Genomic DNA, 15,467 nt, shown 5'->3' with positions numbered 1-15,467 from the left:
CATCTAGGTAAGAATGGATTTTTATATATCACGATATAGATAGAAAAAGTAGTGCTATTATCGCTCAAAATGTTTTTTATATGTCTTGATAACATCGAGAATATATAGTTGTTCTTCTTCTGATAGTTCGTTTGCAAGGGCATAAATGTCTGCAAGCACTTTAGCACTTTGAGCAACATCCTCTTTTTCATGCATTTCCCCTTCACCATTTAACAGCCATTCTTTATTGATTTTTAAACATTGGCTAATGGCGTTAATCACAATCATCTGTGGCTCAGTTTTATTTTTTTCAAGATTAAAAATAACACCTCTTGATACACCAATTGTTTCAGCAAGTGCCTCTTGTGTGAATCCCTTACCTTTTCTAGCATGAGTTAATCTTTCTCCTAAAGAATCCATTAAACTATCACCTCGTAATTTATTATAACCAAATTAAAAATCATTATCAAAGCATTCTTGCTTTGTTAGTGAAAACGATATAATTATTTTGCGTTTACAATGAAAAATAGATATGTTACTATTCATTTATAAAGCAAAAATAAGGTGGTGGATGAATTGATAAAGCAGAATGAAGCCGTTTCATCGGTTCGGATTCTGAATGAAATCATTGACACGGCAAATGAGCTACCAATTGAATGTCAGGAAAGAATTCTTGATATTTTACGTGGTATGTCATTTACGAAAAAATCTTTGGCAAAAGAATCCGAACAATTAGATGAGTCTAAAGAGTAGAATAGCAGTCAATACCATGAGCAAATCCACACTAGATAACAAGTTTATTTAAAGGGTTTTAAAGGCTATTTTTAATACATTTTATGAATAGCCTTATTTTTTATAATTTTTAGGAGGCGAAATAATGAGAAACAAAGTGAAATTAGGTATGTGTAGCGCATTATTAGTAAGTAGTTTAGTAGGTGGAACTTTAAGTACAAGTGACATGGTAGCACATGCATCAAGTCATGTAGCGCAACAGGTAGGCAATCCGTTTAAAGATGTGAGTAAAAAGGATGCTGCTTATGAAGCCATTTTATGGGCTAGTAAAGAAGGTATTGTTAGCGGTTATAAGGATGGCACATTTAAACCAAATGATAAAGTCACAGAAGCCCAATTTGCAAAAATGCTAGTGAATTACTTTAAACTGGATGCTGCAAAAGGCACGTTAATGAGAAATAGTGGGGAACGGCATTGGTCTGATGATTTTTATGACCAATTAGCAAGCTATAGTGTGCCATTAAACGGTTATGTCAATGAGATACAACGTTTTGAACCTGTGAAACGTGGTGTTGTAGCCGAAGCACTCGCTTATCTTGCAAAGGATGAGATGACTTTAAAAGATAGCATCCAATTTTTATACGATAATAAAGTATCAAGCGGTCAAAACCCAACAGAAAAATTGATTGAGCAACATTTTGGCTATGCGAATGATGTCACTCGTTCACAAGTGATTGTCTTCTTTTATAAGCTACATTTAGCGAATATCAAGTCAGTACAAGGGAAACAAGCACTTAGCCAATATGCTTCCAATGATGACATTGAGAAACTAGCAAAGCAAGGTACTAGCTATCTGTTTTATCTATTGACGAAAGGCAGTATACATGTAGATTTAGAAAGAGGAAAAATCCGTCAAGAAGAAACAGAGGACTACAATAAACGATATAAAGCATTATTTGATTCAGCTACGTTTAAATTTGCAGAGCGTGTAAAAAATAAAAGTGCTGGTCATGAATTGTTTGATTTTAAAGCGTTGGATAAGCTGGAAAAGGAATTAAAGCCTGAAACGATTCAATACTTAAATCAACATTATGTAGTAGACGGAGCAACAAGTGGTGATGACCATTATTTAATATTCTTTGTAGATAAAAACGACAAGTATCTAACAATTAATTATGGGTCAAATGATTTCGCTACAACATTATACGGGAAACGTAAATATCATGTAAGAGCTACAGGGAACACACCTACTGCCAATCAAGCATTGGCTATGATTGTGAGTGACATTACAGGGGAAAAACGAACGACTACTGAAATAGATTCCTATAAAAATTGGATAGATAATAAGAAGAATTTATCATATGAATATGGCTACGCTGGGAATCTTGTAGTTCGTTTTGGTATCAAAACATATTTAACAGGTTTTCCATATAAAGATGGCGAGTTTAGTTTTACTTATTTCCCCGATAAAACGAGAAATGGAGATTATGAGTAAGAATAATCATTTAAGAAGCTGATACTATATAACAACTTTGCATAACATAGCGATTGATAGAGTAGACGAAATATACTTTAGTTACTGTCCATGCAAAGTTGTGATTTTAATAACGGTTGTACACATGACTGTATAAATAAAAATCACTGTAAAAAGGGAGTGGCAATTTTGAAAAAGAATGTCTTTCTATTATTTATGATAACAATACTATTAGTTGGATGTAGCAGTGGGAAAGGGGGAACTAAAACAACTGAAAAAGACGTTGTTCAAGCAACCGAAGATACATATAAGGATTACTATGGTACATATTATAAAGTGCAAGCAGGACAGCTAGATGGTAATTATTTTGATGATTACGAAACGGTTCCGTTAGAGGACTTTGATGGTTACACAACGATTCAGTTAAAGAGTGATGGCACATATATTGATAAATATGATAGCTATACACAAGACGGTGTTCTATTTAGTAAAACCACGAACAAATATGAGTATAAATTTGATGGTTTTAATGTAGTTCGTAATAGAAATATTAATGAAAATAATTTTAAATCCAAAAAAAGTATCATACTATATGATGGAGAGCATTATTATAAAAAATCAGTCTTACAAGAATATTTAGATGCTGATGCTACGATTCTTAAAGAGGATGAAAATTCAATCGTATATGATATTACGAAATGGAGAATCGCAAATAATGAGCGAGATGCTGAGGAAAATCATTTAGAGAATGACTTTGTGACAGTGGATGGGCTTTTAATTAGTGTCAATTATTATTATGATAGTGACGAAACAAAAGTATCAGTTTATGAAAAAAGATAATAATGTACAGTTTATGTGCGTGAAAGATGGCATGGACGACAAGGCTTTCAAATCAAATTCTCTGATGAATGATGGGCATATGGAAATCTAAATATGGCTAATGAATCTGATTTAACAAAATGTATGAAGCAATTTATTTACCAACAGGTGAAGAAATTGAGCAAATGGTAAATGATGAGGTGGGTATTGAATAAAAAATTTTATAAAAATTGTAAAAATCTCTGTGAAATGTTGCAGAGATTTTTTTTGGTAACTAATAAAGAAGGAAAATCTCTCTTATTGTAGAATATGGTCGTTAAGAGGAGATGAAAAATTTGATATTCAAAACTGATGATTTAACGAGAAAGCGATTTAAACATGCTTTAAAAATTGCAAACAATATAATTGAGGATAATGAAAGTATTTCATTAAATTCAATCAACCATCCAATTTATAAAATAATCCATATATTTGCACGAGGTATACAATCGCATTTTTTACAAAATATAATCACTACGTATGAACATGACATACCTCATCAAAGAGATATAAATTTATTTCATCCAGAGTATAATTTGATAAAAAAGCATAATATACCTACTGAAATTTTTAGTGAAATGTATACTGAAAAAGAAGTCATGATAGATTTTAGCATAGATGTTGTTCTCAGTTTCCCGTGGTCTTTAAGTAGGTTTTATAGTGTAATGGCAAATATAAAAAGAGGGGAATGGGAATATAAACCGACAAATCATATAGCTCACTACATAGAACCATTCAAAATAGGAATAATTATCAATGGGTATCATTCAAGCACAATAGGTATCCTTACATCACAAGGAACGATGCCGGCTAAAGTGATTGATATGAGTATATTCTATAAATGGATATATTCAGATGGCAAATATTATTATAATCGCAGTACAAACAAAAAAATTGACAAAGTAACTTCATTTGAAGAATCTGTAATTTATGAAATAGGGAGATTAATTTATAATAAACAAATTAAAAATATCGAGTAATAAGTATTTATTTATCAAGAATAGGAGATGTAAAAATAACTAGTTCTGGTGGTACTACTGGTAACAATTTAAAACAAATTGATGAGCTGAGAAAAGATAGTGGATGTACTTCTGTTAATAAGGATTTAAACAAGGTTAACGATATACATTATACAAAACCTACAAAAGAAACATGTCCTACTAATAAGAACCTAGTAACTAATTTAGATAGTAAATTTGACTTTGCTACTTCAGATATTTCTACATATGTTTTTGATAAATCTGAAACCTTTCTCTATCTTATGCCGAATAAGTTTTTATAACAAAAAGGAAAGGGGTTTTTAATATGTTTAACGATTCAATGTTAGTGAATGATATGGATAGCATTATTCGTCAAAAAACAGCCACTACAGGATATTCTACTTATGAGGTGGTTAAAGAATTAACAGATTTCGATTTGAAGTTATATGATAAAGCATTCAAAGCTGAAAATAATATTCGTGGTGAAATTACTACAAAGGACGTGGAGTTAGTTAGCGATGTAGGAAATTTTATTTTTGACGAAAAGCTGAATAGGGATAAAAATACCGTCTTTGGAGATGGAGATTCATTTGATATATTTTAAATAACTTTATAGTGTTCAATAAACGTTACTTACACAGGTAGCGTTTTTTTTATTGCAAAATTTTATATACATGGGCATAATGAGTTGCATTTTTGATTAACTAAAACTAAATAATTAATGAATTTACTATATTTGTATTTTATATATTCGATATATGGTATATTAGTTATGATTAAAACGATTTAAGAGGTGTTACGAATGTCATTTTTAGAGCTTCAAGTACCAGTACAGGTAGCAATCATAACCGCTTCAATAGGGGCAATTACGCTGTTTTTAAATACTCTACTTGGGAAGTTAAATCTAACTAGCCAAAAACAGAGGAGATATATTGATACTATCAGTAAAGAAAGAATTGAGTGGTTAAATAAAATTCGAGACAGTTTTGTTGAATATACAATGCTTATGTCAGAGTTAACATTGCTTGTGACTTTATATGATTTGGATGAGGTAACGGTTGAAGATGAAAAAGGGAAAGAGCATTTTGATAAATTACTTCAATTAGAGAGTATAAAACAAAAGATTTATTTGTTGCTAAACCCAAAAGAAGATTATTCTAAAAAACTTAGTGTACTTTTCAATCAAGTATCAAACTTACTAACAGAATACATTAGCAAGTCAGTAGATGATGATTATAAAGAATTAAATAACTTAAGTGCTAATATACATTTTATCCAACAAGTAATTCTAAAAGCTGAATGGAAACGAATCGTCATAGAAATAGAGAAGGGTAGAAAATTAGACTCAAAAGAAGTAAGTAAAATTTTTCAAGAAGTTGCTGAACATATTGATAAAGAACGAAATGAAAAACTCTTTCCTAAAAACTCTTAATAGTTCTATTGTGTAATAGTTCTATTGTGTATAGTAATTGTTATTTGTTAAAAACAATGGAATTTTATCGAAGGAAAACTTCTCTTTTTGTCGAATTTAGTAGATGGAAGGATGGGGATGTATTATGACTGATGAGCAAAAAGCAATTGATGTTATAACAAACTTTTTAAATGATACAGATAAAAGAACAATGCTAGTAAGGGGTTATGATAACGAAGCTAAGTTAATAGCGACACTTTCTTGTTTAAATCAAGTATTTAATAAGGGAATTATAAGAACTGGTTCTATGTCTGATATGTCATATCATATTAATCGTGCGTTTAATAAAGATTTACTACCTAATTCAATTAAATCAACAGCTATTTATAAATTGGGGAAAATGAGTGTGAATTTTAGTAGTTATGCAACTCATACACAAAATAATCCCAAAGGCAATGAAGATACTTTTACTTTGTTTTATCCAGTCGAATCGGTACTTAAAAATTCAAAAAGGTACAATAAGTTTTTGGATGAAATTAAGTGTACACAATCCAGAAAAATAATACTAATCACTACCAATGAATGGGGTATAGAAGAATGGGATATTGAAAATCATGTAGACGAAAACTTCTTCTATAGTGTTGAGAATGATAATCCTCAAATTATGAAAAACTTAAGAAGTAACGGTGCGATATAAGTCTTATTTTTATAATTTTTAGCACTCTCATAAGTAGATATTTTATAGACTAGGTTACAAATTAATAATCTCATATAAATGTTCAATAAGCGTTACTCATATCGAGTAGCGTTTTATATTGCAAAATTTTTATATGTAATTGTGTGGAACGCTAAGAATTAAAGGTACTGGTTACATATTTGGCTATGTCGGTTACACTTTTAGCCTTGCTAGTTACATCCATTTTTGCACGAAATTTTAATTATGAAATACATACTTGATTTAAGAAAGGTCTTATAAGCGTTGATATATCAAGGTTTATAGAGCTATTAACTTTATGAAATACTACATAATATTATTTACAATGGATAATAAATAGATATGGGTTACACCAGTTACACTATTTTGATAGTTATGATATACATATATTTTTTTTCTTTTAAAAATAAATTTTATAATAAACCTTTTATGTAAAAAAGGTGTAACCAGTGTAACTGATGTAACTAGTTAGAAAAGCTAAGTAATGCGCGTATAAGTCGATGTTATTATATGTCGTTTTTAGCAGGAAATCTCTGGATTTTGTCTAAGACTATTACTATGGGTAAATAACAACGAGGTGAGATTGTGGGATTAAAAATGCCGAAAGCATATTCTAATAAACTAAAAAGAGATGTAACGATTGAAGAAGCTACAAAAAATAACATTAAAGATGAGCTTTATTGTAGTAATGAGAAATGTCGAATTCCGTTAACTTTTGTTGGTAATTCCAAACGGAAGAACCGCCCAGTTAGTGCTTATTTTAGAAGGAGAGGGAAAGTAGAGCATATAGAAAAGTGTGGTTATAACACGTTAGGTCAATTAAATATTGCAGCACGAGATTCAGACGATGCATTGGTTAGTTTAAACGATAAAAAGTATAGCTTAAGGCTTAATTTAATTTCAAAAGCAATTAAAAATAGTGATTCATCAAAAAAGAAAGAAAGCACAGATGTGGATGTTGATAATACAAAACAGCCTACTAAAAATTATATTTCTTCAGGGAAGATTTCAGCATATTTATCAACCATGAAAAAAATAATGCAAATTAAATCCAAAGTTGAAGATGAATCTGAACTGAAAAAATTAATAGAAATTCAATTTAATAGTGAGAATATTAGATGGTCTGATTTTTATTTTGAATTTGATGACTATGAAAAATGTTTTAGTAAACTTATGAAGAACAAAATTAATTATCCCCTTTGTATAGAGGGGGAGATTAAAAATTTTGAAAAATCAAATGAGAATTTTTCATATTACTCCATCAAGCTTAAACTTAAATTTCTTGGAGAAAACGAAGATGGTAAAAATAAATATGCCTCTGTTTCGATATTGTTCAATGACGAAAACATTTATGAAAACCTTAAAAAAGAGTTTGAAAGTGGGAAGAAACATGTAGCATTTTGTTCAAATATGAGAGCTAAAAGAGTGATAACTTCAAGTGAGTTTTTAAACATAACAGGAGTTGTGTATAATACGAAGCAGATTTATATGTATTAAACAAAAGTGCTTCAAAGTATTGTAAAGTAATTTAGTTATAAGTAATGGAATTTTACCAATTCAATCATATGAACGACAAATCTAAAGTTTAAAAGCATTCTCATCTTGAGAGTGTTTTTTATTTTGAGTTAAATTGTAAGGTTGGCATATAGAAATGTTTTTATAATTGCGTAAAACTTTATAGACGATACCTAAATGTTTATTTTATGATTCAATTATAAAATGTTTAGGAGGTTTTGTAGATTGATAGATAATATGAATGATTTTTTAGAATATTTATATCCTAGTGATATTAAATATAAAGGTAGGTTTTTATTATTTAATATAGATACAAAGGTTAGTGTGTTTATTGATGTGCATGATAAAGATAGTGTGGCTGATTACATTCAAGCAGAAGCAGCTAAGGGGTATACGGTTCAAATCAATTTAGCTTTGCAATCAGAAAAGGAAGCAAAACTAAAAAAGGTAGGGGAGGATAACACCAAGCATGAAATAGTAGCAGCACTCTATAAAAAGTACATCAATCAAGGGTATGGCTATCAAGCCGCACAAGCGGAACGAGCGTTGCGTAGTATTGAACAAAAGGAAAGAGAGTTAGGTATCAGCTTAAATAAGAAGAAAGCTGAATTACAAAATGCTTTAGTTTGCTATGATACCATGTGGCAAAAGTTAAATGAGTACAGTAATCACGATTTTCATGGTTATTTTAAAGAGGATATAGAGGTACTTACTCAAAATATATTAAAGCGTGTCAGAGGCACTTTAGATACCATAAGCGAGGTATTTGGGTTATGGCTAGATGTTGATGTCAATATAGACGGACATCATAACGAGCAGCATCATCAATATTTTGATAGCTTCCAGCAAGCGACTGACTTTATGATGTCACTACCAATTAAGCCTACTATGATTGTAAATAGCGGAGGCGGACTACATGTCTACTACAAATTTAATGAGATATTAAGGCTTGAAACGATAGAAGAATGTGAGGAAATCAATTTGATTTATAGGTTGTTTAGCGAGTACGTCAATCAGGAGGCTAACAAGATAGGTAAGAAAATTGATAAGTCCAATGTTTTAAAAATGATGCGTGTGCCATTTACTTATAACTTTAAAAATAAAGATAAACCGAAGCTAGTTACGATTGAGTATTTTGAGGATGCCAATAAATTGAAATATGAGGATGTAAAAGGATTTTTAAAAGAAGCGATTGAAAGGGAACAGCGAAAGATAGCTCATGGCAAGCAACAAAGCCTCTATTCATCTGATAAAAAGGCTGATGGTGATTTAATTTATGAACGCTGTAATTGGGTGCGGCACAAGGTAGATAACCAGCATGAATGTAGTTATGAGGAATGGAATTTATTGTTGATGTTGTGCGCCAATATAAAGGATGGTTTTAACAAGGCGCATGAGTGGAGTAGGGATGATGCTAGGTATAACTCGCTTGAAGTTACAAGAAAATATCAAACATTCGTTGAACAAAAAATGAAACCATTCCTTTGTAATAAAGTAAGTAGGAGTAGTTTATGTAAAGGCTGTAGGTTATTTAATCAAGGTAAATCACCTATTCGTTTAGGTTATAGTGATAAGTATAAAAGATGATATGTTTGTATGATTGATATGATTTTTAAAATAAAATTCGAAATGTACAAAAATCAGTTGATGATATGAATGTTAATATAATAAGATGAGATAGTAGTAAAAATAATATAAATGGAGGAGTGATATTTTGAATTTAAAAGAAAAAATGAAAGTGATGGAGATATTTATAGAAAGGATGGTGAATAAGGGAATTAATAATTTAAGCGCTGATGAAATGAAGAAGTTGCTTGCAATGAAAGAAGAATTAGCGTTATTGCAACAACAAATAGATGGTGAATTGGCTAGTGAAGAAGTAGACAATAGCTATAGAAAAGATTTCTTTATTAATTTACAGCATGTTGAGGGTGAATTAGAGCAAGTTTTGGAGATAGGAGATATTTGTTTAAAAATTGATAAGGAAATAGCTGCTTTAAAACAATTAAAGTCTGCTATGAGCCTTGAGGAAGATGAGCTATTAAATTATTATTTGCTAAGTTTGTTGTATGTGGTAGAGCGAGAGAGTGGCTATGCTCATTATTTTATAAGATATAAAAATAAAATTTTGAGAGAGTTGGATGTGAAAGCGAAGGACTTTGATATAGTCTATCAATCTATCAGTAAGTTATTAGCAGATTATTATAAAAATTTGAAGGATAGTAATATGGAAACAATCAACGCTGAAAAAAATAGAATGAAAAAATATTTGATTGATAATCGGTTAAATTATTGGCTTGTAGCGGAGGAACTGCTAAAAGAAGAACATTTTATGCGAGAGGGTAATATGAATTATATCTATGATAAAGGCGTTTATGTGGATTATCACAAGGTAATGAATAAGAAAATCAAAGATAAATTAGGCGTGTTATATAGTGATATTAAGAATAATAGAGAAGTGCTAAATCAACTGGACATTGAATTAACACAATATAATGATACCGAAAAACACACGGATTATCAATATAAAAACCAACTTGCCACGACAATTAATTTTATGAATGGATTATATGATTTAAAAACGAATGAGCTAAAGCCTCATACGCCTGCTTTTTTATCAAAAAATCAAATTCCTTACAATTATAACGAGCGGTATGATGAGCAATCTATGGAGATTTTGATGAATATTCTACATACGATTGTAGAAGAGGAGTCCATTCCTGTTTTATTAGAGTATATTGGTATGTGTATGACAGTGGGTATGTTGCATCAACAATTTGTTATTTTGTATGGTGAGGGTGGTAATGGTAAGAGTACATTATTAAGTCTTATCACCAATTTACTAGGTGCAACGAATGTAAGTAATGTGAGCTTAGAGGATTTATCCAATGATAAAAGTTTCACGCTTGGCTTGCTAGAAGGAAAGTTGGCTAATATTGGCGGTGAGCTAGGCAAGAATGGTGTAGTGGATATGAAAAATCTAAAGCTATTGACTGGTGAAGATAAGGTAAGAATGGAAAAGAAATTTAAGGATAGTGAATTTAAAAGCAGCTATGCAAAGTTGATTTTTTCTTGTAACTTTATTCCACCATTTAATGAGAGTGGTGAGGCAATTAAAAGGCGATTAAGAATTGTTAATTGCCCATATAAAGTTGCTGAAAAAGCTGTTTATAATAGTGAAGAAATAGCAATGTATGTAGCAGATGAAAAAGTTATTGCATGTTTAATACATTTGAGCGTCAAGGCTTATAGCAATGTTATCAATCATACAAAGCAATTAACAGTTACACCAACAATGGAACGGCTTATTGAGGAGTATCTTAATTCTTTAAAAGTTGTAAAGAAATTTATGATGGAAAATGTCACGCTGCTAGATTATGAAATGCGTCATGGGAAGCATGAATTGATGACGGAATTGACTTATAAAAATCAGCAGAATGAAATGGAAGTATTGAAGTTATTAGAAAGCGATTATATGACGCTGGACGAGCTGTATGAATTATATTTTGAATGGTGTAAAAATAATAATTATAGAGCAAAAAATAAAGGGAATTTTGAACTGGATTTGAATGCGGATATAGAAGGATTTGAGAAGCGAGTTGTGAAGAAGCCTATTAAAAAGAATGGCAAATCGAAGCGTGTACAACAGTGCTTTGGTGTGATTAAAGGCGAGTTGGAGGATTTTATAGAAAATAAAGTAGAGCAAGGTCATACGAACGGCAATGTGGTCAATTTAAAGGATTTAATGGGATAAGCATAATTAAATATGAAGGAGCTATTTTATGAAAAACGATAAAAGTAAAGTTATTCAAGTAGATTTTGCGAATAAAGGTCAAGAACAGGATGAGGGCATTTTTATTGAGGAATTCAATGAATTGCTTGGGGTGAGCAGCAATGAGATTGATTTGGAAGGTTTTTCATGTGACTATGAGGCGTTTATAGAGCGTGATTTTCAGGTATCTTTAGCAGCGTATTATCAAAATGTAGCGGAAGAAAAAGTGGCATTAGAAAAAATTATTGAAAGAGAAGCAGGCGTGGTATGGCATTATATTAATAATGCCAATGGCTTGCTGAAAGTAACTGATTTTTACAATATTAAAGAAAAAATCAATGATAGATTTTCATTTGCGGGTATAGAACTTGATAGAGCTTTGGAGATAGAGGGTTTTATTGTCTTAGTATTCAAAGAATGTGAAATAGATGTGGATGATTTTTCTGACGAGATTGAAGGTATTTGTACAGTGGAAGAAATGAAGGAATATTTTAATGCTGAAATTTTTAATGGATTAAGTGAAGAGCGACAAAAATATTTAAGAAGCATCTTTGAAGATACAGAGGAATAGGAAAGGTGAATGGAATGATAACAAAATTCCATTCGCTTTTTTGTATGATACATATATTAATTATATACTTGAAATTTCTGTATTTTTTTTTGTGAAATGGCTAAAAAGCACAATATTGGTATATAATTAGGTGCTGAATAAATCTAAGAGGTGGTCAATATGAACTTATTATATTTATATTTGGAAAAATACAATGGAATTCAAAATCAACAATATAATTTTACAGATAAATATTTATTTAACTTTGATAAGAATAACAAAATATTACATATTCAAAATAATGAAAAATACATTCCTGACTTTTTTAGTATGTCAGGTAATAATGTACTAAATATTAAAGCGATTGTTGGAGAAAACGGAGTTGGTAAATCCACTTTATTAGATTATATTATAAGACTGCATAATCATGGTTTAGTAGTTGATGAGGATTATCAAAAATATATATTAATATATACTAAAAATGAAACAATTTACATATTGATTAATAAAAATATGATGAATTCATTATATGTAAATAATCGAAAGATAGATATAGGACTAAATGAAATTATAAACATAGAAAATTTCGGGTTAATTAAAAATATTCATTTAACTACATATAGTTATTTAGATAAAAAATCACTAATTAAAAAGAAAAATTATTATATTGTTGAAAATAGCGACTTATATCATGATACTTCATTAATTTATTTTTCTAATCAATTTAATTTTAGTTGGATGAAGCAAGAGGCGGAGAATATGATTGATATCTCTTTAAACAATCGTATGTATTATAACGAAGCATTTCCAAATAATTTTCTAACATATGAAGGTCATCTTCAAAATCCTGACCAAAGATTTAAAATGAATCTATATCAAAAATTTGAAAATAAAGATATAAAAAATAAAATAGAGTTTATTTCAAATTTAGAAAATAGGGATTTCTTGGATGAATATTTAGAGTTACCATCTCACATTTATATTGGTTTAGATTTTATGGATTCAAAATTGAGAACATCTATTTGGGGGCCGGATGAAAAAGATTTGCTAAGATATGAAAGAAACGTAAACACGCAATTTATTACTGAAAATATTTTATATAAAAGAATAAGTCAAAATTCAACAGATATAAAAACAATTATAAAACAATCTATATTAATGAGAATAATTGATGGATATTTTAGGGATTTTGAAGAACTATTATTTTTTAAAAAATATATAAAACTTTTTAAAGCATTTGAGGAAAAATATATTGAATCGCATATGGAGGAATATATTAATATTGGGGCAATGTTATCTCTATTTAATAATGCATTTAAAGAATTTGTTCCCGAGATGAAGATAGATAAATTTGATACTATTAAAATTGCTACTAATATAGAAAGGTTAACATATTCATATATCGATTTCATATCTTTTATATTAACTGACTTTTTTATGTATACAGACGATTTTTGTGAGTACCTAGAAGTATCCACTACAAGTTATAATGCTGTAGACAATGGCGTTACCACTTCTAATACAAAAGCAGGAGTTTTAAAATTAGAAACAACAATAGAGCATACCAGGTTCATGCAAAAATTCTTTGAAAACTACGAAAAAATATACACTTCAAACGAGTTTTTTACCTTTAAATGGAATAATCTTAGTCAAGGTGAAGAGAATTTATTTTCATTATTATCAGAATTATACACAGCAAGAGGCAAGTTAAAATGTAAAGACGTAATATTATTAATTGATGAAGGAGACTTGACATTACACCCAGAATGGCAAAGAAAATTTATTTTCTTATTATTAAATTTTATACAGAACCAGAACTGCTTTAATCAAAATAGATTTCAAATATTTCTGACGACACATTCTCCTTTATTAATATCAGATTTACCAAAAAATAATATTTTATTTTTATATAAAAATTCTAATGAAATAGGCATTGTGAATCAAGATATAGATATTGATAATACATTTGCTGCAAATATTCATAATATATATAGTCAGGGGCAATTTTTAAAGTCTACTACTGGAGAATTTGCTACAAAAAAAATTGAGTTAATATTAGATAGTATTAATTCTACTGAAGATTTAGAGTTTTTAGAAAATTTGCCAGTGATTCATAAAAAAACTGAACTAATAGGGGATGAGCTTATTCAGAATCAAATGTTTAGGCTCATTGGAGATAGACAAAGACAATTGCAATATAAAAATAACTCATCTTCTGAAGCGACTTTAGAAAAACTTAGAGAAATACAAAAACAAATTGATATTCAAATTAGAATTATGGAGAAAAACAATGATATCAATAAAAAAAGATAGAAGATATATAGAATCTAAACATTTAGATAGTTTGTTTGAAAAAGTACAAGAAAGAATTTTAAATCAAAAGAAAATATATAAAGATGATTTAGCGTTTAGAAAATTTAATTTGATATTAAATTATTTAATATCGAATCTAGAGATTGTTTTAACTGGTAATCTTGATGATTTGAAAAATGTAATTATTGATATTGAAACAAATTATTATATTTCTGATTCAAAAGTTAAAGCGCTTATTAGAAAAAGAAAAAAAGAAGGTATAACAATTGCTTCAAAAAGATTACCAATGTTTATAAGGAATAATAAATTAGAAAAATATTTTACTCAAACTGTTATTAAGAATTACAGAAGAATTGCAGATTTCGAAAGAGATTTAAAAAATATAAACAAAAAAAATTGTTTGGTTTATATTTATAAAATAAAGCAAGAGAAAAAGAAAGAGACTATAACTTTCGCTGAAGCATTGAGTGAAATATTTGATTATAAGGATTTCTCGGAATATAAGGAAGAAAGGTTAAATTGTTGGGATGCTTACAAATATACAGAGATGTTAAACTTGGAAGTTTGTCCGTATTGTGATAGACAATTTATTCATACTATTATTAAAAAAAATAAAAAAACAAGGGCAGTTTTAGACCATTTTTATGCAAAATCGTTATATCCATATTTATCCATATCTATATTTAATTTAATTCCGTGTTGCAATACTTGCAATAGTAGTTTCAAAAAAGATATTGATTTGTTAAGTAATGAAGTTATTTATCCGTTTGAAGAACAATTTCACAATAATGTAGAGTTTAAAATAAATCATAAATCGTATTTAGGTATGATAGGATTAGGGATAGAATTTGATATAGATTTCATGATAACCACTAGCGACAAAGAATTAATGAGGAAAATAAACAATTCAATAGAAGTGTTTGGTTTAAGAGTTGTTTATTCTAGTCATAATATTTATGTTAAAAACTTACTGAGAAATATTTATATTAACAGTTCACAGAGAATAAAAGAAATAAGCTTAAGATATCCTAATTTATTCAGTTCTACTAAAGAAATTGAAGAAGCCTTATATTTAGGTTTAAGTAATGAAAAAAATATTGGAAAATATATATTATCTAAATTATCATTTGATATTATTAAAAATTATAAAAGTTAAATATAAAATGTG

14 protein-coding genes are annotated in these 15,467 nt (G+C 29.1%); 13 read left to right on the top strand and 1 reads right to left on the bottom strand.

The annotated features are described in order from the left end of the window. Positions 1-57: 57 nt before the first annotated feature. Positions 58-399 carry a helix-turn-helix domain-containing protein gene (locus QRN68_RS01265; protein WP_285394773.1) on the bottom strand — a complete coding sequence of 114 codons (342 nt, stop codon included), beginning with the start codon at positions 397-399 and terminating at the stop codon, positions 58-60. 156 nt (positions 400-555) lie between these two features. Between QRN68_RS01265 and QRN68_RS01260 the strand changes: the two genes are divergently transcribed. From QRN68_RS01260 to QRN68_RS01200, 13 genes are all read left to right on the top strand, one after another. Continuing rightward, on the top strand, positions 556-732 hold the full coding sequence (locus QRN68_RS01260; protein WP_285394772.1) for a hypothetical protein: 177 nt from the start codon (positions 556-558) through the stop codon (positions 730-732). Positions 733-856: 124 nt separating this feature from the next. Then, entirely contained in the window at positions 857-2,206 is a 1,350-nt protein-coding gene (locus QRN68_RS01255; protein ID WP_285394771.1) for an S-layer homology domain-containing protein, read from the top strand. A gap of 168 nt (positions 2,207-2,374) precedes the next feature. Further along, entirely contained in the window at positions 2,375-3,025 is a 651-nt protein-coding gene (locus QRN68_RS01250) for a hypothetical protein (protein WP_285394769.1), read from the top strand. Positions 3,026-3,339: 314 nt separating this feature from the next. Then, positions 3,340-4,023: a DUF6710 family protein gene (locus QRN68_RS01245; protein ID WP_285394768.1), complete on the top strand. Its 684-nt coding sequence runs from the start codon at positions 3,340-3,342 to the stop codon at positions 4,021-4,023. A 325-nt stretch (positions 4,024-4,348) separates the two neighbouring features. Then, on the top strand, positions 4,349-4,627 hold the full coding sequence (locus QRN68_RS01240; RefSeq protein ID WP_285394767.1) for a hypothetical protein: 279 nt from the start codon (positions 4,349-4,351) through the stop codon (positions 4,625-4,627). Positions 4,628-4,825: 198 nt separating this feature from the next. Next, positions 4,826-5,455, top strand: coding sequence for a hypothetical protein (locus QRN68_RS01235; protein WP_285394766.1), 630 nt, complete (start codon positions 4,826-4,828; stop codon positions 5,453-5,455). Between the two features lie 124 nt (positions 5,456-5,579). After that, the gene (locus QRN68_RS01230; RefSeq protein WP_285394765.1) at positions 5,580-6,131 is read left to right on the top strand and encodes a hypothetical protein; all 552 of its coding nucleotides are present in this window, start codon (positions 5,580-5,582) and stop codon (positions 6,129-6,131) included. A 603-nt stretch (positions 6,132-6,734) separates the two neighbouring features. After that, positions 6,735-7,646 carry a hypothetical protein gene (locus QRN68_RS01225; RefSeq protein ID WP_285394764.1) on the top strand — a complete coding sequence of 304 codons (912 nt, stop codon included), beginning with the start codon at positions 6,735-6,737 and terminating at the stop codon, positions 7,644-7,646. Positions 7,647-7,889: 243 nt separating this feature from the next. Further along, the gene (locus tag QRN68_RS01220) at positions 7,890-9,251 is read left to right on the top strand and encodes a PriCT-2 domain-containing protein (protein WP_285394763.1); all 1,362 of its coding nucleotides are present in this window, start codon (positions 7,890-7,892) and stop codon (positions 9,249-9,251) included. A gap of 127 nt (positions 9,252-9,378) precedes the next feature. Continuing rightward, complete coding sequence (locus QRN68_RS01215) at positions 9,379-11,418, top strand: DNA primase family protein (protein ID WP_285394762.1); 2,040 nt, start codon at positions 9,379-9,381, stop codon at positions 11,416-11,418. 28 nt (positions 11,419-11,446) lie between these two features. Then, on the top strand, positions 11,447-12,007 hold the full coding sequence (locus QRN68_RS01210; protein WP_285394761.1) for a hypothetical protein: 561 nt from the start codon (positions 11,447-11,449) through the stop codon (positions 12,005-12,007). 159 nt (positions 12,008-12,166) lie between these two features. Beyond that, on the top strand, positions 12,167-14,299 hold the full coding sequence (locus QRN68_RS01205) for an AAA family ATPase (protein WP_285394760.1): 2,133 nt from the start codon (positions 12,167-12,169) through the stop codon (positions 14,297-14,299). After that, positions 14,277-15,455 carry a hypothetical protein gene (locus QRN68_RS01200; RefSeq protein ID WP_285394759.1) on the top strand — a complete coding sequence of 393 codons (1,179 nt, stop codon included), beginning with the start codon at positions 14,277-14,279 and terminating at the stop codon, positions 15,453-15,455. The genes QRN68_RS01205 and QRN68_RS01200 overlap by 23 nt, the downstream gene beginning before the upstream one ends. Positions 15,456-15,467: the final 12 nt, after the last annotated feature.

This window comes from Lysinibacillus sp. fls2-241-R2A-57, from assembly GCF_030209535.1.
In the GTDB taxonomy this organism is placed as follows: domain Bacteria; phylum Bacillota; class Bacilli; order Bacillales_A; family Planococcaceae; genus Lysinibacillus.
The sequence above is the reverse complement of the archived record's forward strand: the minus strand, read 5'-3'. Positions and strand labels throughout refer to the sequence as shown.

What these genes read in the sequence shown, in the direction of transcription:
- QRN68_RS01265 (WP_285394773.1), bottom strand. Translation starts at nt 399, where the DNA reads ATGGATTCTTTAGGAGAAAGATTAACTCATGCTAGAAAAGGTAAGGGA.
- QRN68_RS01255 (WP_285394771.1), top strand. Translation starts at nt 857, where the DNA reads ATGAGAAACAAAGTGAAATTAGGTATGTGTAGCGCATTATTAGTAAGT.
- QRN68_RS01240 (WP_285394767.1), top strand. Translation starts at nt 4,349, where the DNA reads ATGTTTAACGATTCAATGTTAGTGAATGATATGGATAGCATTATTCGT.
- QRN68_RS01235 (WP_285394766.1), top strand. Translation starts at nt 4,826, where the DNA reads ATGTCATTTTTAGAGCTTCAAGTACCAGTACAGGTAGCAATCATAACC.
- QRN68_RS01230 (WP_285394765.1), top strand. Translation starts at nt 5,580, where the DNA reads ATGACTGATGAGCAAAAAGCAATTGATGTTATAACAAACTTTTTAAAT.
- QRN68_RS01210 (WP_285394761.1), top strand. Translation starts at nt 11,447, where the DNA reads ATGAAAAACGATAAAAGTAAAGTTATTCAAGTAGATTTTGCGAATAAA.
- QRN68_RS01205 (WP_285394760.1), top strand. Translation starts at nt 12,167, where the DNA reads ATGAACTTATTATATTTATATTTGGAAAAATACAATGGAATTCAAAAT.
- QRN68_RS01200 (WP_285394759.1), top strand. Translation starts at nt 14,277, where the DNA reads ATGATATCAATAAAAAAAGATAGAAGATATATAGAATCTAAACATTTA.